Genomic DNA, 24,623 nt, shown 5'->3' with positions numbered 1-24,623 from the left:
TTTCTTGAAGGTACAATGTAATCTCTTGCGCCTTCAGGAGATGATGCACAAAGAATTGGTGTCTGAATTTCTAAGAATCCCATCTCTGTCATCTTTTCTCTTAAGAAAGAAATAACCTTTGATCTGAAAATCATGTTATCCTTTACTTTCTTATTTCTCAAATCAAGATAACGATATTTTAATCTAACATCTTCTCTTGTTTCCTTTGATGTCATTATTTCAAATGGAAGCTGTCTGTAAACTTTTCCTAAAACTGTTACTTTCTTTGCTTCTAATTCGATTGTTCCTGTTGCAATCTTATCATTGTATGTTTCTTCATCTCTATGCTGAATTGGTCCTTCTACAGAAATACAATCTTCCTTATTAATTCCATCAAGTAATGAAGTATCTCTCATTACTACCTGCATCTGACCATACATGTCTCTTAAATCGATAAATGAAACACCACCATGGTCACGGATGTTTTCAACCCATCCGCAAATCTTCATTGTCTGTCCAACATTTGCTTCAGATATGTTGTCCATTGTAACATCACGATAAATGTTATTTGTGTTTGTATCCATTCTGTTAGTCTCCTTCATATTTTTATATATTGTTTAGGAAAACAATTAAACTATATTGTTCAAATTTTATAGCAAATTCAAACAAAAAAAGCCCATCCTAAACTACTACAGTTCAGGACGGACAGTTAATCTAACTTATTCCGCGGTACCACCTGATTTGCTGCATTGCAGCCACTCATGGGATAAACCCTGTTGTGTGTCGTACAACCACGTCGCACCTACTTGCCATTGCTTTCGGATTGAAGCTCGAAAGTGTTATTCACATAAATTCATTCTGCGGACATCTCACCATCATCCGCTCTCTGGAAGCGATAATCTATGTTACTTCTCTTCGTCATAGCCTTACTGATATATTGTGCAAATGCACCTAATTAATGTGATTATAAACCACTCTTTTTTTATTGTCAAACTAAACTTAATATTCCGTAATCATTTGTGAAATTAAAAGTTTATTTTCACTTTGAAGTGTGGGGCAAAGTGGATTTTAGTCTTACACTTCCGTAATCATCTCGTGATCATTCGATTCTAAATGTGGAACTTCTTTTATCTCATAATAATATAAACTGTATAAATAGCATAAAGAACTAACATTATTATTCCTTCTTTTTTATCAAGTTGCTTCTTTGTCCATGCAAATGCCCATACAAGACCACTAAATACTACTAATACCATAATGTCTATTATGTTTTCTGTTAAAAATGTAATCGGACTTATTGTTGCTGCAATTCCCAGTACCATCAAAATATTAAATATATTCGAACCTATTACATTACCAACAGCCATATCAACTTCTTTCTTTCTAGCTGCCACAATTGATGTTACAAGTTCAGGAAGGCTGGTTCCAAGTGCTACGATAGTAAGTCCTATAACGGTTTCTGTCACTCCTGCTGTTCTTGCTATAGAAGTAGCACCATTTACAACAAAATCACCACCAAATTTTATTGCAATAGCTCCTCCAACTATATACAACAAACATTTTATTCCTGACAAATCCTCTGATATTTCTTCAAGTTCTTCATCAATTTCCTGCATTGCCTCATTTGAAATCTTTCTTGATTTCATTGCACTTTTAACCATTATAAGAATAAAAAATGCAAAGCAAACTAAAAATACTATTCCCTCTGTTCTTCCCAATGTCATTGATGTATAACCTGTAAATAATAAAAGGAGTGTACATGCTATTGAAAATGGAAAATCTCTTTTTATTGTATCTTTAGCTACTTCAAGCGGAATAAATAAAGTACAAATTCCACACACAACCATAAGATTAAATATATTTGAACCAACTGCATTGCTGATTGATAAAGAATTACTTCCGTTTAATGAAGCAATGATACTTACTGAGCACTCAGGCAAACTGGTTCCCATTGCCACAATTGTCATACCAATTACAAGTGATGGAATCTTTAATTTTTTCGCAACGCTTGCACTTCCTTCTACAAAAAAATCTGCTCCTTTAACCAGCAATATAAATCCAACTACCAAAAGTACTAATGCTGTTATTATTGTTTTTATCATATCTTTTTCCTCCATAAAAAGATGTACTGCCCCTCCCTCCGGTCGGCGGCTATTTGTTGAGAACATTTATAAAAAATGAATTTCATTCATTTTATTTATTTTCATTACAGAATTTAAAATGCTATCCATCCCATGTGTTCACACAGAATTTTTACACCTATCAATACTAAAATAATTCCACCTGTAAGTTCTGCTCTTTTTTTGTATCTGTTTCCAAAAAATTTTCCAATATAAACACCAATAATAGATATAACGAATGTAACCACACCGATAATGGCTGCTGATTCCACTATTGGTCTGTCAAGAGCTGCTAAAGATATACCAACTGCCAAAGCATCTATGCTTGTTGCAATTGCAAGCATAAGCATTTCTTTCATATCAAGTGGCGGATCCATTTCTTCAATAACTACATCGTCTTCCTTTTCCCTCAAGGTTTCGATAATCATCTTTACTCCGATAAATGCTAATAATGCAAAAGCTATCCAATGATCAAAAGCTTCTATATAAGTTTGAAAACCTTTGCATAAAAGCCATCCGATAACCGGCATAATTGCCTGAAAGCCACCAAAAAACAGCGCTATGATAACTGCCTGTTTTTTATTGACTTTGCGCATAGCTAATCCTTTGCAAATAGACACTGCAAACGCATCCATTGCAAGTCCAACTCCTAACAATAAGAATTCAACTAAATATTCCATTTTTATCTCCTGCCATTTTGTATAATAGAATTAGATTTAATATCCGCTTTGTTCATAGTATATCTCTTGTATTTATATTCAATAATTTATTTCCCATGTAAATTATTGAAATATCAATATCATTTATCTAAGACAAAAGATTTATATTTTATAATCTAACATCTAAATGAATTCATAAATATTCATTTTATCTTACCTGGAGCCTATTTAATCTTATCTGATTTAACATCACAAATATAAAAAAGACTCACAATTTTGAAGATACCAATATTGGTATCTTCAAAACCATAAGTCTCATTCTTTAATATTTGCCAGATAGCTACGCTATCGGGATTGTTGACAAATCACGTTTTCACGCGAACTACTCCCTCACGGACTATTAAATTCTTGTGTAATTATATTGAAATAATACTGAAATGTCAACTCCGTTTTCTTTCTAATAAATCGATTTTAAATCATTTTATTTTAAAGAAATTGATTTTGTTTCCGATAATGTGCTATTACATTTTGTATTTGAATAAACCGCTCTAACTTTGTAATAGTATTTAACACCTTTTTTCTTATTTTTGTCTGTGTATTTCGGCTTTTTAGTTGTAGCAATTTTTTTGTATCCTGAACCTGATGAACGATATACATAATATTTAACTGCATTAGTATTCTTTGTCCATGTAATTCTTATATTTGCATATCTGCTTCCTTTTGCTTTTGTTGAAAGCTTTTTAACTTTTACATTTTTAGGTTTAATAAGTTTTACTCTTATGTAACGTACTGCCTTAATACCACTTGTTGTAGTTGCTGTTATTTTTGCAGTTCCTACTTTCTTTGCTGTAACAAGACCTGTATCACTTACAGTTGCTACAGATGTGTTATTACTTGTCCATTTAACTGTATCTGTTGTATCACTTGGTGCTATCTTTGTTGTGTACTGAATAGTATCGCCCTTATATAATTTGGCTATTCCTGTTTCGTTAATTGCAAATGATGTCGAAGGCTGCTTTACACTTATTGTACACATTGTAATCAATCCACTGTCTGTTGTTGCCATTATCATTGAATCTCCAACGCCAATTGCATTGTAACTTCCGGTATATTTGTTTACTGAAATAGCTGTATCGTTTGAACTTGAATACTGAATTTCATTTTTATAATCTTTCAAAATTTCATTCTTTTCATTTGCAATCAATGTTGCTGTTACTTTTGAATTAAAGCCTTTATTTACCTCTACATATGAAGTATCAATTGTCAGTCTTGGGTCTGCTATAGCCTGCATTTTTAAAGCAGCTTCTTTAGTAACTTTCTTAAGAAGTCCATTAGAATCGTATTCACTTTCAGGTAAATACTTATTTTCTAATGCAGTTGTATTAAATATTGTTCCATAAATTGTACACGCTGCCAAATAACTTCCTGTAGGTGTAGGATGTATGTTATCCGCATTGTATAATTTTATATCAGGGAACTGTTTTAAGCATCTTTCAAAATTAACTCCTGATGAAATAACCTGTGCACCATACTTATTTCCCATCATGTAATAACCCTTTATCATATAATGCTGTATTTCATTATGTGATAAATAGTAACTATATCCTGTTGCAGTAAAACTTCTTCCAATATAATCCGCTTGTGTATCATAAAGAAGCATCTTTGCACCTGAACTCTGAATTAATGGTTTCAATGTTTCAATTGCTGTCTGAGTTTTTGCAATATCTGTGATAATCATTTCTCTGTGGTCCTGAAGAATTACATAATCCCACTTATAATTTTTTAATGCACTTATAAGCTGAGAACCATATGTATCCTTTTCATTAGCGAACTGATAAAGTTTATAATTTGCTGCTGTAAGCGCCTGAATTGTTACATTCATTCCATCAGCTACTGCAAGTCCTTTTACCATCTGTGGCATATCATTATAATAAGTTGAACTGTTACCAACAAATAAAATTCTTACATTTGGCTGTGTTGTATTTGTTCCATTATTGTTTCCACTAGGAGTTGTTGTTTCTGTTTCTCCTGAAGGCTTTGTTGTCTCTGTCTCATTTGCTTTAGTTGTTGTTTCAACTTCACCTGCAGGTTTTGTCGTTTCTGTTTCTCCTGAGGGCTTTGTTGTCTCTACTTCTTTTACATTGTCCGGTGCCGTTGTTGCCTCTATTTCCTGAGCCATAACACCAATGTTAAAGCATACCACCATTGCAAGAATAAGCATTAATGCTTTTCCCATTTTTTTAACTTGATTTCCCATACTTTTCTTCCTTATTCATATATTTTTGTGTTTTACACACCTAACATATTATAATACATTTTTTTATTTCTTAAAGGGAAAATTAGTAAAATTAAGAATTTGCCCCAATTTTGCCTTTTTTAAGGACATATGTATAAAAAATCTCAATTATCGGTTTCTATACTCACTATGTTCTTCTTTAATTGCAAGTGCACATATAATTCCTGCTGCACAACTTGCCGAATGCCCACAACCATGTCCAATTTCAGGCATTGCATCATATTCACATATAATAGCCACTTTAGGCAAATTTTCTTTTATTTTTTCTTCCTGACATGCCAAATCCGCTTCGCTTCTTTTCAGTGATTATATTCGTATAACTTTTTCTTTTTTGTTATTTTCACGTGAGCATTTTCTTATGGTTTTTTCAGATTATTTTCTGTATTTCTTTACATCTTTTTTAAATTTTTTCCACGCATCTTCATGTTTAACATAGTATCTTGGGCATTCTTTTCCTGTTATATCATAATGTCTAATTACATGGTCTTCATTTAACCCACATGCCATTTCTAGCCATGCAGTAAGTTTTACCAAAGATTTATATGTCTTTTTATTAAATTTTCCTGATTTATCCGCATGACATACCTCTATTGATATAGTGTCATTATTTCTCCAATTGCTTGCTGCTGACATTTCATCTAACGGGATACATTGAATTACTTCGCCATCTAATCCAACCACAAAATGAGAACTTACATTTGACTGGTCTCCTGCATAAAAATCATGGTTTTGCTGTGCTGTACTTCCCGGATTTCCAACATAGTGAATAACTATATCTTTAACGCTGTCAAGTTTTTCTCCACTTCTTGATGCTCCATCCACATCTATAATCTGGACATCTATCCAATCCGGTCTTTCCATATTTTCTAACTTGCTCAAATTTATTTTGCCATAATAAATTTCACTTGCCTTCCATGCAACCATAGCCACTAATGCAACTATTAATAGTATTCCGATTTTCTTCATTCTTTCTTTTCTGCGTTTTGATTTTCTCATGTATCTCATTTGTTTAATCCTTTATTATTTCATTTTATCTGACATGCTCTTAAATTATTAGTATTATTTCTTCAACTATTTTACTCATCGCTTATTATACTCTATAATCTATAAATTTGTAATCATATACGTCTTTTACTTTGCAAAAGCTTTAAGTCAATTCTCATATCAATGGCTACATAAAAATTTCATACTTACTGCGTGAATGAAAGTTAAAACTTGATTTTTGTTAAGATATTGAAGTGCTTTGGACTTTGGCGAACCAGTGTATCTTGCCCTATATTTAACAATTTTTTTAATTTATAGGGCTTTTGAAGTGCTTTAGACTTTAACAAACTCGTGTATCCTGCCCTATATTTAACATCTCTTTACTAAAATAGTAAAACAGGCTCTTACGATTAATTCATTTTTTCTCTAAAACTCTACAAAACTCTTTTCGATATCATTCATATTTTAATCGCCTTTAGCATAGATTTTATAATAAAGCATAGATTTTATAATAAAACATAGGTTTCTTTAACTTTTCATGTATTCTGATGTAACGGTAAAATGGAGCTGCGTACTAATTACTTAGTGTGACAGCTCCATTTCTTACAAAACTATTATTGCTTTTTATTCTTTTCACTTACTTTCTGCAAAATACTGGTCTGCAATATATTCCGGTGATTCTGCCCAAAGAGCAGTTTCTGTATTCTGTAGTATTTTATAAGTTTGTGAATTATAAAACAAACCTATTGCTTCTACAAAGGGAATATTTAATTCTTTCTGGATAATATCTACTACTGCTCTTATCTGAACACATATATTCATCGTAATATCTTTGCCATTAAAAGTATATATTGTTTCCATCATATTTTTCTCTCCTTACAAATTTCAAATGCTTTAAAGCCTTTTCATTATGAAAAGATACCTGATTATTTACCTGACTATATCTAAGCCTCTCTACCGCTTCATTTGCTTTTAATACACCTGCAATATACAGTTGTACCGTTTCCATAGTATTATCATCAGCCACCGGTCCTATAACCACATCATATCTATGCTGTATACCACCTTTGGCTCTGTTTTCTTTAATAAATTCTAACCATTCTTCGTTTAATGAATCAAATCTTTTAATTTTAAGACAATCAGATTCACTGAATATAAATTGATATACATAATAAAACTTAGTTTCTTCTCTTAAGCTTAATCTATACGCCCATTCTTTAGCCTGTTTTTCAAGAATTGTTGTATAAAATCCCTTTCCAAAATCTCTACGATTATGCGATTTTGTTAAATCTATTTTGTCAAATAATTTTGTCGTACCATGAAAAACAATTAATCGGTGTGAATCATCTTCTATTACCTTATTTACATATTCCATAACCTCATCAATGCTAACCTGATGTAAATACTCATGTTGAAGCATTATTTTCTCAAACACTTGATGGTTATAAAACAACTCATAAGTTTCACTTGTAGATATATTATTCTTTTTTGCATAAATTTCTACCGTCTGTACAGATAACATTTCTACATCTGATTGAATACTCATAATACATCTCCTTCTTTTTACTAATAATTGTATTTATTATATCCGATTAGTTCCTATGTGTTCAATATCCATTTTACACTATAAATTGTTCAATACCTAATTAGATCTCTATAAAGTAATTATAACAGACATTCAATAAAATAGTAAAACAAGCTCTTACGATTAATTCATTTTTTTCTAAAACTCTCCAGAACTCTTTTCGATATCATTCATATTTTAATCGCCTTTAGCATAGATTTTATAATAAAACACGGGGAGGCTATAATGTCTAAAAATTCTGAATATCTTAGTATGACAAAAAGGAGTATTTCCTGGCTTTTCTTTATTGCATTTGCGATTGTTGTTACATATTATTTTCAGGGATTTTCTTATAAAGAAACATTTAATTCTCTTCCTGTTTCATCTGCTGCAAAAGAGCTTCCAATTTATTGTGTAAATACCAATAAACCTCAGATTTCCATAACCTTTGATGCAGCATGGGGAAATGAAGACACTCAAAAAATATTAAATATTTTAAAAGAAAACAATGTCAAATCAACCTTTTTTATGACAGGCGGATGGGTTAAACAATATCCTAATGATGTAAAAGCAATTTATGAACAGGGGCACGATTTAGGAAATCATAGTGCTAATCATAAAAATATGAGTTCACTGTCAAACGAAGAAATATGCAATGAACTTGATCCTGTAACAGAAGATGTTAAGAAACTAACTTCCTATCAAATGAATTTGTTTAGGCCACCCTACGGCGATTATGATAATCATGTAATTGTTAAAGCTAGGGAATGTGGTTATTTCTCAATTCAATGGTCTGTAGATTCTTTAGATTGGAAAAACTATGGTGTTGATGCAATTGTAAATGAAGTTCTTAACAATAAGGAATTAAAGGCCGGTGCAATTATTCTAATGCATAACGGAGCAAAATATACTGCTCAGGCTCTTCCTAAAATTATTGAAGGGTTAAAGAATAAAGGATATGAAATTGTTCCCGTTTCACAGCTTATTTATACTGACAATTATCATATAAATTCAGAAGGAAAACAGATAAAAAATGAACAACAGACTTCAACTACAAAAGAAACAGTGACTATGATAAATTAGCCACTGTTTCTTTAAATGAATTCATTTTTCTTTTGATTATCTTTTGATTTTTTAATCATATTTCATACTGTTTTTTAATTATATTTCATACTGTTTTCAATTATATTTTATGCTGTTTTTTATTTGTAATACTAGTCATTAACTACTTCTTTTCCCGAGCCTAAAACTTTAATTCCTACAATAGTTCCAATCATAAGAATAATTCCGATAGGAAGTGCAGCCCATCCAATTCCTGCTGCTTTCTGCAATGCTCCTGAAATTATGTATGTTATAAATGAAACTACAGCAACTGTTACTGCATATGGAATCTGTGTAGATACATGATTTGTATGTTCGCATTGTGCTCCTGCCGATGACATAATTGTTGTATCTGAAATTGGAGAACAATGGTCTCCGCAAACAGCTCCTGCCATACATGCAGATATGGCAATAATCATCATTGCAGGATCAGTTTTCTGGAATGCCTGTACAACAATAGGAATTAGGATACCAAATGTTCCCCATGATGTACCTGTTGCAAATGCAAGTCCACATCCTACTACAAATATAACCGCAGGAAGGAATATTGCAAAACCTTCAGCACTATTCTTCATTATTACTTCAACAAATTCTGCTGCTCCTAAACTACTTGTCATGTTCTTTAATGTCCATGCAAATGTTAAAATAAGAATTGCAGGAACCATTGCCTTAAATCCTTCCGGAAGGCAATCCATACACTCATTAAACGGTAATATTCTTCGTACAACATAAAATACTAATGTAATAACAAGTGCAAATATACTACCTAATGCTAAACCAACTGATGCATCACTATTTGAAAATGCTGTCACAAAATCTGTACCTGAGAAAAATCCTCCCGTATAAATCATGCCAATAATACAGCATATAATAAGTGTAATTACAGGAACTACAAGGTCACATACTTTACCTTTTTTCTCTTTTCCTTCATTATCAATTTCTTCATATATTTTTTTACCTGTTGTAAACAAATCGCCTTTAGCTGCATTTGCTTCATGCTTTGCCATTGAGCCAAAATCTACTTTCATTACAACAATTGTAATCATCATAACAATCGTCAATAAAGCATAATAGTTATATGGTATTGATTTTATAAATACTACAAATCCGTCCTCACCTTTTACAAATCCTGTAACTGCTGCTGCCCATGAAGAAATCGGTGCAATAATACATACGGGAGCTGCCGTAGCATCTATTAAATATGCAAGCTTAGCTCTTGATACATTATGTCTGTCTGTTACAGGTCTCATAACACTACCTACTGTAAGACAGTTAAAATAGTCATCTACAAAAATCAAACAACCAAGTGCTATAGTTGCAAGCTGTGCTCCTACTCTTGTCTTAATGTGCTTAGAAGCCCATTCTCCAAACGCTGCTGATCCTCCTGCCTTATTCATCAATGCAACTATTGTTCCAAGAACAACTAAGAATACTAAAATACCAACATTATAAGAATCTGAAAGTGAACCAACTATTCCATCACTAAGTACATGTGTAAGTGTTTTTTCAAATGAACCACCCGCATATAGTACTCCACCAATTACAATTCCGATAAACAATGAACTATAAACTTCCTTTGTAATCAATGCAAGTACAATTGCCACAAGTGGCGGTATCAACGCCCAAAATGTCCCAAATAATTTAGGAACATACTCTGCTTCATCTGCTGCAAATACCGTTGTTGAAAATAATGTTATCAACAGCAATGTAACAAGCAACATTAAACCTTTGTTTCTTCGTTTCATAAAACTCTTCTCCTTGTCTTTTTTTATTTCATTACCCATATCGCACATTATAACATAAAGCCGATGCTTTCGCATCGGCTTTATTAGTATTCCTTTAAATATTAAGTTACTTTTTTATTTATCCACGCATAAGATAATCCATTATCTTTTTAGAATCTTCCAATTCATGGGCAATAATTTCCATTTCAGGTATTTTTGCTGCTGACGAAAAAATTGTTGATAATGAAACTAACTGGCATAATTTTGATTTTAAATTTAATCTGTCTCCATCATCTGTAATTAATTCTACTTTGCCTTCACAACTGTCAATAACCTTTAAAAATTCTTCGGGATTTGAAATATTTTTTACCTTCATAGCTCTCTATCTCCTTTTTTATTTTTGTTTTTGTTTTTCTTCAATTTCCTTAATCATATCAATTCTAACCTGATGACGTCCGCCTTCATATTCAGCATTTAACCACTCATCTACTATCATCTTGGCTGTTTCAACACCAATTACTCTTGCGCCAAATGCTATGATATTAGAATTATTATGCTGCTTCGATAATTTTGCACTATATGGTTCGCTACATACACATGCTCTTATTCCATTAACTTTATTAGCTGCAAGTGAAATTCCTACGCCTGTTCCACAGATTAAAACACCACAGTCTACTTCTCCACTTACAACAGCATTTGCTACTGCCTCACCATAAACAGGATAATTGCATCTTTCCTTAGAATCTGTTCCAAAGTTTACAACTTCATATCCTTTGCTTTCAAGATATTCTTTAATTTCATTTTTCATGTCTACTGCAACATGATCATTTCCAATTCCTATCTTCATAGTTCACACCTCTAATATTTATTTTTGTATTCACATGTTTTATTTTTGTGAAAATTTTTGCAACAAATTTAATACTATGTTTATTCTGCTATTATGTAATTATTGCCTGCTTCAACAACACTTGTTTTCTTATCACAAATTATTGTTGCTTCCTCTAATTCCATAACTTTGCATAATGTATTTTTGCCTGATTTCGTGCTGTCTGCAAGAACGTATGATTTTGTCGAATTATGATGTACTATACGCTTCTTTTCAGCTTCAAGTAAATCAGGTGTGTTGAATCCTGCCCCTTCTGAGAAACCGGACATTCCAATAAATGCTTTATCAAAATAATATTTTTTAAGGAAATTATTTGTTGTAATTCCTATTATTGATGCAGTTGTTATATTAATCTCTCCTCCTGCAACAATACATTTAATATTATTGGTCTGCAACTCCTGATAAATCATTGCATTTGTTGTTACAACAGTAATATTTTTTTCTCTCAAATATTTTATCATCATTAAAGCTGTGCTTCCTGAATCAATATAAATTGATTCACCGTCTTTAACTAAATCAGCCGCATACTTTGCAATACGTTCTTTCTCTTCGACATTTTTACTAAATTTAGAAATTACAGGTACTTCATAACTTCCTCTCTTTAAACAGGCACCACCACCTCTGAGTAAAGTTATCTCTCCTTCTTTTTCCATAGTCTTCAAATCTCTTCTAACGGTAGACTCCGATACGCCCCCTAAAGATTTGCAGAACTCATCCAAAGATACGACTTCGCTTTTTTCCAGTAAATCTAATATTTGTAACCTTCTTTCATATGGAATCATATCTGCCTCCTAACATTGAAAAGTATAAATAAACAGTTATAGTTTATACTTTCTATATCCTATTCCTTCTTGGTTTTATTAGATAAATTATACCTATTTATAGTTTATACTTTTGCGGAAAACTTTTCAATCATTTTTTGTCATTTTTTGTCATTTCTATTCAACTTCTTCTAAAGTTGGCATTGAAGGCTGTGCGCCATATCTGCATACAGTTATTGCGCTGCACTTTGTTGCAAATTTACAAGCTTCTATTAATCCTTTTCCTTCAACTATCGAATGACTTACTGCTCCAATATATGAATCTCCGGCACCTGTAGTTTCTACCGCATCTACTTTCATTGCCGGAATTACTTCTATTTTACCATCTTCGTATACAACCGCTCCATCCTTACCTAATGTAAAGATTACATTGTTTCCATATTTTTCAGCAGTTTTCTTTATTTCTTCTTTTGCTTTATCAAGAGAATCAATTTCTGTCTTGCAATAAAAAGCTGCTTCTACTTCATTAACAACTAATATATCTGTTTTCGCCAAATATTCATCTTTGAGTTCTATCGCCGGAGCCGCATTTAAAACTACGATACATCCGGCTTCCTTAGCTTTATCAATTGCATATTCAATCATTTCTACAGGAATTTCATTTTGCAAAATACAAACTTTAGATTCTTTTAATGCTGGCATTGCATGGTCTATATCCTGCTTTGTTATTTCATAATTTGCACCTCTTACTATGCAAGCAAATACACTTCCGTCATCAATTGCGTTTATAATTCCCATTCCGCTGCTTCCCGGAACTTTTCTTATATAATCTGTGTTTACTCCATACTGCTTCGCTGTACTTACAAGAAAATCTGCCGCTGCATCTGTTCCTACACATCCAACCATATATGTCGGTGTATGGAGCTTTGCTGCCTGAACTGCCTGATTTGCGCCTTTTCCACCCGCACTGTATGCAGCTTCATTTACCGGCAATGTTTCTCCTTTATATGGCAATCTTGATATTTTCAAAATAATATCATAGTTCAGACTACCAATAACTGTAATCTTATCTTTCATTTATGTTTCTCCTTTGACATTTTTCCGTTCACATTGCTAAGTGTCAATAAATACAAGTTTATTATTTTCACAAACACAATCGCCATTTATTCTTTTGACACTTACATTATGTAATTATACAACAAGAGGTGCATAAATATTTAAATTAATATTCCTGCACCTCTTAAATCAAATATTTATTTTAGTTTCTTATAATGTTCATAATATAATGCCATTATTTAGTTTGCAGCTTTTTTATGACGTGCAACAAATCCTTTAATATCCTGCTGAATAAATTCAAAGTATGAAGCTACAATGATTATAATACCAGTTACAACGAACTGCCAGAAAGAGTCAACGTTGATAACTACCATACCTACTTTTAATACTGCAAGCATTAATGCTCCAATGAATGTTCCAAGTGCTGTACCTTTACCACCTGCCATTCTTGTTCCACCGATAGCTGCTGCTGCGATGGCATTTGTTTCATAAGCCTGACCTGCTGTAGCTTCTGCTGAACCTAAACTTGCTAACATAATCATACCTGCTATTGCTGCACATATTCCGCAGAAAATGTAAGCAATATACTTTGTTTTAATTACGTTAACACCTGATAATTTAGCTGCTTCTTCATTTCCACCTACTGCATATAAGTAATCTCCGCTTCTCATTTTTGATAAAAGAATGTGGGCTATTACGAATACTACTACCATTACGATGATGTAGCTTCTTACACCACCAAACACGATTCCATTGAAAATGTCTCTGTATGATGTTGGGACATTAGTTACAGGAACACCACCTGTTACTACGTAAGCAATACCTCTGTATAAACTCATTGTACCTAATGTAGCAATGAAAGGCTGAAGTTTTAACTGATTAATAAGGAAACCATTGAATGCTCCAAGAACTGCTCCAATTAATATACCTACTAAAATAGCTAAAAATGGATTCATTCCATAGTTAACTGTACATGAAGCTACTACAATACCTGTGATTGCGTATGTACATCCTACTGAAAGATCGATACCTCCGGTAATGATTGTAAACATCATACCTACGGCAAGTATACCATTTAATACCATCTGTTGCAAAACTGTTAAAAAGTTACTGTAATTTAAGAAATTTTTATTTAACACTGTGAATACTACACACATTGCAAGTGTAGCTATTAACACTACAAATTCACGTTTATATTTATTCCATATACCTTTCATTCTAATTACCTCCAATTGCCAAATCAAGAATTGAATCTTCTACAAAATCAACCTTACTTGTAAGTTCAGCTGTTACGTTTCCTTCACTCATTACGATGATTCTGTCGCTAATACCCATTGCTTCCGGTAACTCTGAAGAAACTACGATTATACTCTTACCTTCTTCAACAAGTTCTTCCATCAATCTGTAAATTTCTGCTTTAGCACCTACGTCTACACCTTTTGTAGGTTCATCAAATATGATTATATCTACATCTGTAGCCATCCATCTTGCTAAAATTACTTTCTGCTGATTTCCACCTGACATATTACTTGTCAGGTAATCAACTCTTCTTGGATGTACATCCATTTCTTCAAAAAAGCGTTCTGCATTTTCTATTTTCTTCTTTTCATCCGTAAACGGACCTTTCATATATTTTTCCAAACTTGAAATTGCTATATTTTCATAGTTGTTAGAAAGATTCATAAATCCTTGTGTTTTTCTATCTTCAGGTAATAATCCTATTCCGGCCTTCAACGCTTTTGTAGTATTCCAGCCATTCTTTATTTCTTTTCCTTTAAGGATAATCTTTCCGGATGTTTTTTGATCTGCTCCTATAATGGTTCTCATTACTTCTGTTCTTCCTGCACCTACCAGGCCAAAGAAACCAAGAATTTCACCTTTATGGAGTTCAAAACTAACATCGTTATAATTTTCATTTGTTAAATGTTCTACACTCAATACAACTTCATCAGTTTTTGGACTTGGTTTAAGTCTTGATGCAACTGCTGATACATTTCTACCAACCATTGCATGTATAAGTTCATCTCTTGTTGTGTTTGCAATATCCATTGTCTGAATGTATTCACCATCTCTAAGAATGGAAGCCCTGTCGCAAATCTGGAAAATTTCTTCCAGTCTATGGCTTACATAAAGAATTGTAACACCCTGTTTTTTCAATTTTCTAACTACATCGAAAAGGGCTTCTGTTTCTTTTAATGTAATAGATGCTGTTGGCTCATCAAGAGAAATAATCGTTGAATGATGATACAACGCTCTTGCTATTGCTAACATCTGCATTTCACCTGCTGTCAATGTACTAACTAAATCAGATGATTTGAAGTTACAATTTAATTCTGCCAATATTTCATCTACTTCTTTATTCATTTTTTTGAAATCTATAAAAATTCCTTTTTTAGGTTCATAACCCATTGTTACATTTTGACCAACTGTAAGATCCTTTACTACAAGTGTTTCCTGATGAACTTTAGATATTTTGCCATTTACAATAGCATCATTTGTGTCTTTAAAGCTTACTTTTTCTCCATGAAGTCTTACTTCACCTTCATATTCCGGATAAACACCATGAAGAATATTAAGCAGAGTTGATTTTCCTGCTCCATTTTCACCTAATAGTGCGTGAACTTCTCCTTCTTCTACTGAAAAAGATATATCTTTAAGGACGTGTACTCCTGGAAAGCGTTTGTTAATATTAACAAATTCAACAGCCTTCGCCATAATAGTTCCTCCTTCTTTATAGATGGGAGAAAGTTCTCACTTTCTCCCATTATCTAAACCTAACTGTTCCTTTTTATTTTTTACTATTCAGCTACATATTTAGCATCTGTCCATCCAATGATTTCAGCTGCGTCTTTGTCTACGTTTGTTGAATCAATAAGAGCCTGTGGTGTATGTGTTACTCTTGGAATATCCTGTCCTGCTAATACACGTAATGTTACTTCTGTAGCAACCTGTGACATATAGTATCCAAATGAGTCAACTGTTGCATCTAACTTACCTTCTCTAATTGAATCATAAGCTTCGCCAATACCGTCAACACCTACTACTAAGATGTCTGCTTTTGCTTCTTCTACTGCTTCAACAACACCTAAAGCCATATCATCGTTGTTACAGAAGATTGCCTTTAAGTCAGGGTTCTGCTGAATCCATGTGCTTGCTAATTCTTTTGCTTTCTGTCTATCCCAGTCAGCATTCTGTTCTGCTACTACTTTAAGTCCTGAGTTATTGTCCTTAATCCATCCTTTGAATCCTGCTGTTCTTTCACGAGCTGCAAATGCCTTTGCCATACCTACTACGATAGCAACTTCACCTTTGTCACCAAGCTGTTTTGAAACCCATTCAGCTGCTAATTCACCATTCTGGTAAGCATCAGGTCCTACAAAATAATCTGCTGCTGAAATTAAACCGTCATTTACGTTGATTGTAGGAATCTTCTTTGTCTTAGCATTGTCAACTGATGATGTTAAGTTTGAATCTGAAATTGGGCTTAACATTAATGCGTTATATCCCTGGTTAACTAAGTTATCTGTCATTGTCTGCTGTCCGATTTCATCACTTTCATCTGTTGTTCCGTCTACTTTGATTTTAACATCAACTCCTGCATCTTTAAGTGATTTTTCTGCTGCTTCATAACCATTCTTGAAGTTACGCCAAAATTCATTTGAGAATGATTTTGCGATAGCTCCTAACTGAAGTTCACCTTTAACCTTAACTTCATCTCCTAAGTTCTGACGAATTTCTTCGATTGTCATACTATCTTCAACTGTGTCCGGGTTAAATTCTTCTGTCTGTGTTTTTGCTGAAGAACCTGAACCACTGTTTGATGCCTGGCTACCATCTCCTGAGCCGCTTCCACATCCTACTAAACCAAATACCATTGTTGCAACTAATGCTGTTGCTAAAATTTTCTTTCTCATTTGCATTTTCTCCTTTTCTTATGCTTTAATTTTCCTTATTTTAACATGTCCAGAACAAGGCGCTGAGCCTCAACTCCGTCACGTTCAGATACTACTTTGGCAATTCTATCCATTCCAATTTCATCAACTATTTTTGAAATCTTTTCGAAAGAATTGATGTTAGCCTGTGTTTCAAGCTTTGCATTTTCTCTTATTGGGAATGTGTCAAAGAACACAACTCCCTGATAATTGTATTTCTTTAAGTAATAAATAAATTCTGCTGCATGAGCTATATTTACTGATCCGAATATCATTCCACTGTCCATTTGTGAATATCCGTCATTCATATGTAATCCGTAAAGTTTTCCCATACTTGCTGCAAGTGCAAGTCCATATGCCGGGGAGTCTCTCTTCATTAACATATGGCAAAAATCTAATGTACATCCAACATTTGGTTTATCAATTTCTTTAATAAGAAGTAATGTCATTCCTGTACTGTCAACCATTGAGAAGTTTCTCGGTTCAAATGGTTTATATTCTATGCTGTACTTCATGTCCGGTCCATAGTCTGCTATTTCTCTGAATGCATCTACCATCTGTTTCCATGCTTCTTCGTAATCAACCTGAAACGCATAATCAAAACCATCGTTTTCTAACCATAATGTAATGTAGGTTCCTCCAAGTTCTCTACAAATATCTGTTGCCTCTTTGCAATACCTTATTGCTCTTTCTCTAAGCTCTGGATCAGGATTAGTTAAATCACCGTTTGTAAAATCATTTCTCCAACGAACTGCTAAACCGTTTACCTTTAAATCACCCATTGCTTTTTTAATTTCTTCTAAATCATATCCTTCAAAATGTTCCGGATAGTTAAACTCTAAATGAGTAATTCCATCCATTTCATGATACGCTTTAATTGCATCAAATACATTTTGACCTTTTAAAATAAAAGAATTAAATCTTCCTGCGTAATTCATATGCTCATCCTTTCTTTATTTTCCTGTCATTTGTTTTCATTTATTTTCATCTCTTGTCATAATTGTATGCCTTTTGCCTTTTTTTGTTAATATCTTTCATCATTTTCAACTATTATTACAAATATCAGTTCGATATTATGTGCATTATGCACAATTTTTTCTAATTAAAAACGTTTCATTTTCTTTCATTTAAATTTAGCATTCTTTTTCTTTTTAGAAATTATTACCAAATATTCTTAAGTTAGTTTAGACTAATTTTACAGTAAAAAAAGAGAAACTAGAATATTTCTAATTTCTCTTTTCAACAATTTGAATATTTTTGAAATTATATTAAAGTTTTTGCAAAAATTATTGCACCCTTTACTCCATTATCAGGTTTATCTACAGAATATTTAATATCCAGATTCTCTGCCGGATATGGTTTTCTTGCATGAACATACAATCTTTCTTCCAAAAGTTCTTTTGGGAACCCTTTCATATTAATTACACCACCACCAAATATTATGGAATCCGGATTTAATATATTTATTTCACTGCAAGCCACACAAGCTATGGCATCTACATACTCACGTAATATATGACTATTGCTATGTTTTACAAATAATTCATTCATAGTTGTTTCAGGAAAACATTTATCTTTAATTTGTACAAGTTTCCATCCTGAAGCATAACATTCAGAGCATCCAAGATTTCCACATCCGCACTGTTCTTTTCCTCCAATCATTGGTATATGTCCCAATTCGCCCGCTGCTCCATCTTTTCCTGCAAGAGGTTTACCATTTATGAATATTGCATTTCCAACTCCTGTACCAATATATATTCCTATTCCAATTCCATCATCTGCAATTTTCTGCTCATATTTATCCCAAAAATAAAGCATATGAACATCTCTCTCCAGTGCCACCTTAATTCCAAGAACTTTCTCCAGTTCCTCTCCCAGTCTTATGTTATTCATTCCTTTTATATTGGGAACCTGCAAAATTTCTTTTCGATCAGCACTTAAAGTAGCAGGTATACCTATTGCTATCTGCTGTACATCATCGTTATTGCAATATTCGTTAATATACTTTTTTATTATGTCCGCTAAACATTCAACTATTTTTCCTTGTTTCAAATTATCTTTAGTAGATATCTTAACAAAATCCTTCAATTCACCATTATCATCATGGCCTATTCTGATATTTGTTCCTCCAATATCTATTCCTATTACACTCATTTTATTTTTCTCCTATTAATACACATTAACCACTCTACCAGGCAATCAATTATCTGTGTCATTTTGCCAAATAAACTTAATACGTTTTCTTTTCATCTATATGATGTCATGCAAATTTCGCATATTCTATAATGCTCTTAATCCATCTAAAAGTTCTTTATATGGTTTTCCCTTTCCAAATAAAGCTGATGTTCCAAGTATAAATCCTTTTACACCCATCTTAGATAATGTTTCTACTCTTTCCGGAGAACATGCTCCATCTAACATTACTTCATATCCATATTTTTCTTTTAATTCAATTAATTCCTTAATTTTTTCATCAACAGAGCTAATATATTTTTGTCCTGCAAATCCCGGATTTACACTCATTACCATTACATATTTTACAAATGGCAATAATGGCTTAATCGTTGCTACTGCCGTTCCCGGATTTATTGCTATCCCTGGTGTCGCTCCTGCATCTATAATGGACTGTAATGTTCTTGTCGGATGAACATCTGATTCTGGATGAATATAAATAATTTTTATTCCCATTTTTGCAAATTTTTCAACATAACTTCCGGGATTTTCAATCATTAAATGGGCATCTACAGGTATCGTTGCTTTTTTGCATATAAACTCCACATCCTGAAGTCCCATTCCAAAATTAGGAACAAACTGTCCATCCATTATATCTATATGAAATATATCTGCTCCTGCCTTCTCTAACTTTTCTACCTCTTCACTTAAATTTCCATAATTTGCGCACATCATTGATGGACATAATAACTTTTCCATTGTATTCTCCTTTCTGCACTCTGCAATTCAATTAACTTTAAATATTTTCTTGAATTGCTTTTCATATTACTTTTTTATTTTTAAGTTCTTATCTTATGTAAGCGTTTACATTTTGTATAAATTTTTTTCTTATGTTATCATTAGTGTAAACGTTTACATTTTTCTTGTCAAGTAAAAGGAGCTAAACATTAACTCCTTTTTTATTAAAATCGTTTTAATTCTATTTTTTATTTATAACGTGTTCTTTTTTACCATATTTTTATTAAAAATAATATCTAACCTGTACTTATCTTTCTTTTATTTTCACCGGAAGTATCAATCTGTTTTCTTTTATCTTCTCTCCATTCATATTTTTTTCCAACATTTCTACTGCTGCCAATGTCATCTCTTCAATTGGCTGAACAATTGTTGACAATGGTGTTTCTATCACTTCCGACATATTGCTTGCATCATATCCAAATACTTTTACATTTTCCGGTATTTTAAATCCTGCTTCTTTTATAGCTTTTATAGCTCCTATTGCTATAATATCTGTAGTTGCAAAAATCCCATCTATTTTATTATTCTTTATATATTCTTTTGTTTTATTATATCCTTCTTCTAAAGACACATTATCTACAATTATAATCTTTAGATTTAATCTGTTCTCATTCATTGCATATGCATAGCCCTGACATCTTTTTTTATGAGTAGAAACAACGTCTTTAGGGCTTAAGCAAATTATATTTTTACATCCTTTCTTTATCATTGCATCTGTTGCTATATATCCACCTGATAAGTTATCACTTTCTATTATCGCCATATCTTTTCTTTTATTACTAAATTTGGGCTCTCTATCTAAATATACTGTAGGAATTAATATTTTGTTTTCTTTATTTGCTTTTTCTGAAACAATATGGATAATGCCTCCTACCTGCTGTGCCTGAAGCATTTCTATACATTGCTTTTCTATTTTATCATCTTCACTTGTATTACATATAATTGATGCATAACCTTTATTAAAAAATAACGTCTGAATTTGTTTTGCTATCTTGCTGAAAAACTCATTTGAAATATCAGGTATAACAATACCTATGGTCGTAACCTTATTAGTTCGCATTCCTTTTGCCAACAAATTTGGAACATAATTATTTTCTTTCATAATTTGAAGAATCTTTTCTTCCGTTTCCTTTGCCACTTTTCCACTTTTATTAATTACTCTCGATACCGTTGCAATTGATACCCCTGCCATTTTTGCAATATCCTTTATTGACACATTGTTATTCATATTAACATTCCTCATACACATCATTTAACTTTTACAAATTATTCTACTAATTTTAGCATAAAACATCAATAAATACATTTTTATTTACTATATTTATTGTAAAATATTGAACGTTATTATATTATAGAGTTAGGTAAGTTTTCAATAGAAAAGGGGTTTTAACATGAATAATATTCTAGACTTTATTTTTGATGAAGATGGACAAGGTCTTGTTGAATATGGACTACTGTTAATATTAGTAGCCGTTATCGTTTTTGCAGGTCTCCAGATTTTTGGTAAGCGCATTGAGACCTTTTACAACTTCGATATCCCGAACAGCAATAACTCAACACCATAAAAAATAAAAGCATCACAAATCCGACTAATCAATTGTCATATTTGTGATGCTTTTATTTTTTTATATTTATTTTAAGATTTAATCTACTGGCAAAGCTTTGCTACCGTCTGGTTAATCACCTTACCATCTGCCTTGCCTTTAAATTCAGGCATAACTGTTTTCATAATCATACCTTTATTCTTTGTAGCAAGAACATCTGCAAATTTTTCTTTTAAGATTGCTTCAACTTCTTCTGCTGACATAAGCTGTGGAGCGTATTCACTAAACACATCGTATCTTGCCTGATATTCGTCTTTTAAATCTGTTCTGTCTGCAGGACATGAATCAATCTGTTCTTTTACAGTTTTCATTTCTTTTAAGATTACTTTGTCTACCATTTCTGTTGGAATATCATCTCTGCATCCTTCATCAATAGCCATTTTCTTTACAGCCTGAATAAGTGCTGAGATAGATTCTTTTCTTGGTTTGTCTTTGTTTTTCATAGCTGCAATCATGTCTTTTTGTAATGTTTTAATGTCCATTTATATGCCTTCTTTCCAGTTGCTATTTTAATGCAACAAAAATTTTATTCATATCTTTCATTACGCCATTATCAATAAGCATATCAATAATTTCCTGATTAAATTTCTCAGATAAACATTCTATTGAGCCCATCATTTCACGATTAAGCATATCTTCCATTGCCTGACGTCTTACAACTCTGCTCTTAATAACCTGAGCACATATTGTGTCATAAATCTTATCTCTACAACTGTCAAATGTTTCCTGAGCTATTTCATCTTTTCTTGCTTCAATTTCTTCAAGTAATGATTCATCAATGCTTGACTTATCATATACAATACCATTTTCATATACTGCTTTGCCCTGTGCAATAAGCGGTGTAAGCTCTGCTCTTGCCTCAGTTTCTGTTGGCGGATAATGTTTCCAATCAAGCATGTCTATTATAAATATCAAATCTTCAATAGAAATCTTTCCTGTTGCTTTTATAAGATTTGATACACAATTAATAACCTTGTCATTTCCATCGTCAGCAGCTAATGTTTCAAATACCTGAATAAGCTTAGTCTTTCTTACAGAATAAATTTTATCATTAAGTTCTGCAATCTGTCTCTTTAACTCATCGTTTTCTCTTGTAATTTCAGGCATCATCTGCATGTCTACACTTAATTGCTTAAGTTTCTCATTCTTCATATTCTTAGAAAATCTTCCAAGATTCTGAATTTCTGCCTGAAGTCTGCTCATTTCTTCTTCAATATTCTTTACTCTAAGATGATTTTCCTTAATACTTCTGTTAAATTCTATAATTGAATTCTGTGACTCATCCCTTATCTTAGAGTATTCATCATAAATATTTCCAAATTCTTTATTTCCGGCCTCTTTTTCAGCCTGAAGGAATTTCATAACTGATTTCCAAAATTCCTCTTCCGGCTTACCCATTTCCTGTTCGAAGAACTTTCTTGTAAATCCTTCTTCACGCATTCCCATTACTTTCAAAAGTAGATGTGCCCTGCTTTCATAATCTATTGGGTCTGCCATTACTTCTTTCATTACCTTGTCATAGAAATTAATATCACGTCCGTTCATTTTTGGTGTAAATTCCCATGGATAATTAAAGTTATCATCATATTTTCTCTTTTCAAATAATCTGAATGAAAACTTTTCTCTCTTGTCTTTCATATAAAAAACAAGAAAGTATTCCGTATAATCTTCACTTATCTGATTACTTGCAATTTCATATCTCTCTATAGTTGTATAAGGAATAATTCCTCTTACCTTTCCTGTACCAAAAGTTCTTTCCTGATTCATGCCGGCATCAGTTATAACAATAAAATCTTTAAAAAACGAAGCTGCATGATATCCTGCGGTTCCCTTACAGGTCGCATCTATTGTCATCAATATACCATACTCGTCCCAACGTCCTCTTTGTAGAACAACGTTTAGTAATATACTTTCAGGTGGTAATAGTGGTTTCAAAACTTCTGCTTTAGTTTCAGGTAATTTTGAATACATCCATCGCACCTGCAACTCTTCGTATCCCATTGATACACCCTCCTCTGTACATATATAGCACTTAATTTGTGTATTTCTTTACATTTATACTTTAGTATACCATATAAAATATGCTATTACAAAATACAATTTAAAGTATTTCGAGATATTTTTAATATTATTAACATTTTCACAAATTCAACTACTTTTCATTAACATTTTTAACAATCCGCAGACATCAAAGTTAATAGTTTTTGACCTCAACGTCATACGATAAGATAATTACAAAGTCTTAATGTTTGCCTGCCTTTTTATATCTGTTTCCTTCTATTTCAACCTGACCTGTTTTTACCATGTAATTCATAAGTTGTCTTGCATAATCTTTCTTATCTTTTACAACTATTTTATTAGGTGAAAATACCTGTTTTGCTTCTAAATTTTCGCTTAACTTTTCAACATCTGTTATTGTAATGTAATCATGATTTTTTAAATATTTTTTTACTTTACTTTCACCTTTGCTAAATAAAAGATTCATTAAATCCTGTGACTCATTTTTCTGTTTTACTATTCCCCAACCATAAATAATCATTGTAGTCAGTGCAAACAATAAAACTCCTACAATTACCGTTACTAATTTCATTTATCTTCCTCATTTACAAATACGACATATTTATTTGTTTCTAATATTTTAAAATATTTAGCAAGTCTTTCATACAACTGAGCTCCTGCTTTTTTATGTTCTTTTTCTAATATTTTTCCAATTTCATATATTGTTTTTTTACCATCAATCTGTTTCCACACACAACTTCCATACTCATCTAATTTTATAAAACTGTATCTTGGCTTTTTAAATAACTTCTGAGCCAACGTATTATAAAATCCTTTATTTTCTATTGTAACTTCAACTATTCCATCTTCTAATATTTCCCATTTTTTATTTATTTTAGGAATATTATCAATATAATTTTCTTTCTTCATATCCGCTCCAATTATTAACTATTTAAGGCACTACCACATTTTCTGTAGCAGTGCCTTGC

Annotated in this window: 25 protein-coding genes and 1 other annotated feature; of the genes, 1 reads left to right on the top strand and 24 read right to left on the bottom strand. The window is 32.2% G+C overall.

Annotated elements, in window-relative coordinates:
• The 8 genes from ABMA45_RS09885 to ABMA45_RS09850 all read right to left on the bottom strand — a co-directional run.
• Nucleotides 1–563, bottom strand: a 563-nt coding sequence (locus ABMA45_RS09885; RefSeq protein ID WP_348030267.1) for an amino acid--tRNA ligase-related protein, incomplete at its 3' end; no start/stop codon positions are given.
• Between the two features lie 110 nt (nucleotides 564–673).
• Nucleotides 674–910, bottom strand: a binding site (T-box leader).
• Between the two features lie 196 nt (nucleotides 911–1,106).
• Entirely contained in the window at nucleotides 1,107–2,081 is a 975-nt protein-coding gene (locus ABMA45_RS09880; RefSeq protein WP_022089726.1) for a calcium/sodium antiporter, read from the bottom strand.
• 113 nt (nucleotides 2,082–2,194) lie between these two features.
• A complete protein-coding gene (locus ABMA45_RS09875; RefSeq protein ID WP_022089725.1) occupies nucleotides 2,195–2,779 on the bottom strand; it encodes a manganese efflux pump MntP in 585 nt (194 codons plus the stop codon).
• A 460-nt stretch (nucleotides 2,780–3,239) separates the two neighbouring features.
• On the bottom strand, nucleotides 3,240–5,015 hold the full coding sequence (locus tag ABMA45_RS09870; RefSeq protein WP_022089724.1) for an Ig-like domain-containing protein: 1,776 nt from the start codon (nucleotides 5,013–5,015) through the stop codon (nucleotides 3,240–3,242).
• A gap of 147 nt (nucleotides 5,016–5,162) precedes the next feature.
• Complete coding sequence (locus ABMA45_RS09865; protein WP_147339787.1) at nucleotides 5,163–5,336, bottom strand: M20 family metallopeptidase; 174 nt, start codon at nucleotides 5,334–5,336, stop codon at nucleotides 5,163–5,165.
• 90 nt (nucleotides 5,337–5,426) lie between these two features.
• Complete coding sequence (locus tag ABMA45_RS09860; RefSeq protein WP_022089723.1) at nucleotides 5,427–6,059, bottom strand: peptidoglycan recognition protein family protein; 633 nt, start codon at nucleotides 6,057–6,059, stop codon at nucleotides 5,427–5,429.
• 612 nt (nucleotides 6,060–6,671) lie between these two features.
• On the bottom strand, nucleotides 6,672–6,902 hold the full coding sequence (locus ABMA45_RS09855) for a hypothetical protein (protein WP_022089722.1): 231 nt from the start codon (nucleotides 6,900–6,902) through the stop codon (nucleotides 6,672–6,674).
• A complete protein-coding gene (locus ABMA45_RS09850) occupies nucleotides 6,877–7,584 on the bottom strand; it encodes a DUF3990 domain-containing protein (protein WP_022089721.1) in 708 nt (235 codons plus the stop codon). Before ABMA45_RS09850 ends, ABMA45_RS09855 begins: the two co-directional genes overlap by 26 nt.
• Nucleotides 7,585–7,848: 264 nt before the next feature.
• Here ABMA45_RS09850 and ABMA45_RS09845 point away from each other — a divergent pair, with 264 nt between their 5' ends.
• The gene (locus tag ABMA45_RS09845) at nucleotides 7,849–8,685 is read left to right on the top strand and encodes a polysaccharide deacetylase family protein (protein ID WP_022089720.1); all 837 of its coding nucleotides are present in this window, start codon (nucleotides 7,849–7,851) and stop codon (nucleotides 8,683–8,685) included.
• A 131-nt stretch (nucleotides 8,686–8,816) separates the two neighbouring features.
• Here the strand turns inward: ABMA45_RS09845 and ABMA45_RS09840 are convergent, their stop codons facing one another.
• From ABMA45_RS09840 to ABMA45_RS09765, 16 genes are all read right to left on the bottom strand, one after another.
• Nucleotides 8,817–10,448, bottom strand: coding sequence for a Na+/H+ antiporter NhaC family protein (locus tag ABMA45_RS09840; RefSeq protein ID WP_022089719.1), 1,632 nt, complete (start codon nucleotides 10,446–10,448; stop codon nucleotides 8,817–8,819).
• A gap of 118 nt (nucleotides 10,449–10,566) precedes the next feature.
• The gene (locus tag ABMA45_RS09835) at nucleotides 10,567–10,803 is read right to left on the bottom strand and encodes a hypothetical protein (protein ID WP_022089718.1); all 237 of its coding nucleotides are present in this window, start codon (nucleotides 10,801–10,803) and stop codon (nucleotides 10,567–10,569) included.
• A gap of 18 nt (nucleotides 10,804–10,821) precedes the next feature.
• Nucleotides 10,822–11,274, bottom strand: a complete 453-nt coding sequence (gene rpiB, locus ABMA45_RS09830; protein ID WP_022089717.1) for a ribose 5-phosphate isomerase B — start codon at nucleotides 11,272–11,274, stop codon at nucleotides 10,822–10,824.
• An 80-nt stretch (nucleotides 11,275–11,354) separates the two neighbouring features.
• Complete coding sequence (locus tag ABMA45_RS09825) at nucleotides 11,355–12,095, bottom strand: DeoR/GlpR family DNA-binding transcription regulator (protein ID WP_022089716.1); 741 nt, start codon at nucleotides 12,093–12,095, stop codon at nucleotides 11,355–11,357.
• A gap of 156 nt (nucleotides 12,096–12,251) precedes the next feature.
• Nucleotides 12,252–13,151 carry a ribokinase gene (locus tag ABMA45_RS09820; protein WP_022089715.1) on the bottom strand — a complete coding sequence of 300 codons (900 nt, stop codon included), beginning with the start codon at nucleotides 13,149–13,151 and terminating at the stop codon, nucleotides 12,252–12,254.
• A gap of 218 nt (nucleotides 13,152–13,369) precedes the next feature.
• Complete coding sequence (locus ABMA45_RS09815) at nucleotides 13,370–14,347, bottom strand: ABC transporter permease (RefSeq protein ID WP_022089714.1); 978 nt, start codon at nucleotides 14,345–14,347, stop codon at nucleotides 13,370–13,372.
• 1 nt (nucleotide 14,348) lies between these two features.
• Nucleotides 14,349–15,845, bottom strand: a complete 1,497-nt coding sequence (locus tag ABMA45_RS09810) for a sugar ABC transporter ATP-binding protein (RefSeq protein ID WP_022089713.1) — start codon at nucleotides 15,843–15,845, stop codon at nucleotides 14,349–14,351.
• A gap of 83 nt (nucleotides 15,846–15,928) precedes the next feature.
• Nucleotides 15,929–17,044, bottom strand: a complete 1,116-nt coding sequence (locus ABMA45_RS09805) for a sugar ABC transporter substrate-binding protein (RefSeq protein ID WP_022089712.1) — start codon at nucleotides 17,042–17,044, stop codon at nucleotides 15,929–15,931.
• 35 nt (nucleotides 17,045–17,079) lie between these two features.
• A complete protein-coding gene (locus ABMA45_RS09800) occupies nucleotides 17,080–18,000 on the bottom strand; it encodes a sugar phosphate isomerase/epimerase family protein (protein WP_022089711.1) in 921 nt (306 codons plus the stop codon).
• 325 nt (nucleotides 18,001–18,325) lie between these two features.
• Nucleotides 18,326–19,216, bottom strand: a complete 891-nt coding sequence (gene alsK, locus ABMA45_RS09795; RefSeq protein ID WP_022089710.1) for an allose kinase — start codon at nucleotides 19,214–19,216, stop codon at nucleotides 18,326–18,328.
• Nucleotides 19,217–19,342: 126 nt separating this feature from the next.
• Nucleotides 19,343–19,993, bottom strand: a complete 651-nt coding sequence (locus ABMA45_RS09790; RefSeq protein ID WP_022089709.1) for a ribulose-phosphate 3-epimerase — start codon at nucleotides 19,991–19,993, stop codon at nucleotides 19,343–19,345.
• Between the two features lie 286 nt (nucleotides 19,994–20,279).
• Entirely contained in the window at nucleotides 20,280–21,260 is a 981-nt protein-coding gene (locus ABMA45_RS09785; RefSeq protein ID WP_022089708.1) for a LacI family DNA-binding transcriptional regulator, read from the bottom strand.
• A gap of 420 nt (nucleotides 21,261–21,680) precedes the next feature.
• Nucleotides 21,681–22,118 carry a GatB/YqeY domain-containing protein gene (locus tag ABMA45_RS09780; RefSeq protein WP_022089706.1) on the bottom strand — a complete coding sequence of 146 codons (438 nt, stop codon included), beginning with the start codon at nucleotides 22,116–22,118 and terminating at the stop codon, nucleotides 21,681–21,683.
• 22 nt (nucleotides 22,119–22,140) lie between these two features.
• Nucleotides 22,141–23,637 carry a coiled-coil domain-containing protein gene (locus ABMA45_RS09775; protein WP_022089705.1) on the bottom strand — a complete coding sequence of 499 codons (1,497 nt, stop codon included), beginning with the start codon at nucleotides 23,635–23,637 and terminating at the stop codon, nucleotides 22,141–22,143.
• Between the two features lie 241 nt (nucleotides 23,638–23,878).
• On the bottom strand, nucleotides 23,879–24,226 hold the full coding sequence (locus tag ABMA45_RS09770) for a hypothetical protein (protein ID WP_022089704.1): 348 nt from the start codon (nucleotides 24,224–24,226) through the stop codon (nucleotides 23,879–23,881).
• Complete coding sequence (locus tag ABMA45_RS09765; RefSeq protein ID WP_022089703.1) at nucleotides 24,223–24,564, bottom strand: PqqD family protein; 342 nt, start codon at nucleotides 24,562–24,564, stop codon at nucleotides 24,223–24,225. Before ABMA45_RS09765 ends, ABMA45_RS09770 begins: the two co-directional genes overlap by 4 nt.
• Nucleotides 24,565–24,623 lie beyond the last annotated feature (59 nt).

Origin of the sequence: Eubacterium sp. CAG:156, from assembly GCF_000434315.1 — a bacterium.
Taxonomy (GTDB): domain Bacteria; phylum Bacillota; class Clostridia; order Lachnospirales; family Lachnospiraceae; genus Eubacterium_U; species Eubacterium_U album.
Note: the sequence above shows the minus strand (reverse complement) of the source record. Positions and strands in the feature narration are given on the sequence as shown.